The sequence below is a fragment of the Pedobacter sp. HMWF019 genome, from assembly GCF_003061025.1.
Lineage (GTDB): Bacteria > Bacteroidota > Bacteroidia > Sphingobacteriales > Sphingobacteriaceae > Pedobacter.
The window spans coordinates 1-345 of sequence record NZ_QAIL01000538.1; the positions used below are offsets into that span (position 1 = coordinate 1).

Here is a 345-nt window from a genome sequence, read left to right on the forward strand (position 1 = left end):
CTTTAAGATTGCTTACACTAAGCTTTGCTGATTTAGCAGCATTTGTAATATATTTTTACCTTTTTTTCCAAGGCAGACCAGGCTATATACACTTTGGTTTCTTTACTGATCCTATATTTAAAACCGTTAAGATTGGAGCGTTTCAGTTCTTCGTAAAAAGCTTTATCAGCGGTGTATTGATCGGGGGTTTCGTCTGATGTAACTGCAGGCTCGAGGAAATTCTCATCTTCCAGGAAAAAATTAAATTCGTCAGTCATGAAGTTACGTTGACTTTTTTCCTTACTCAGGTCTACGGTTTCTTTATAGTTGTCCAGCAGATCTGTTGCTTTTAATACTTTTTGATAG

General features: G+C 36.2%; 1 pseudogene. It reads right to left on the reverse strand.

What is annotated here, in order from left to right:
• Nucleotides 1-32: 32 nt before the first annotated feature.
• Nucleotides 33-345, reverse strand: a pseudogene (locus DBR11_RS30410) (hypothetical protein); the annotation flags it as partial.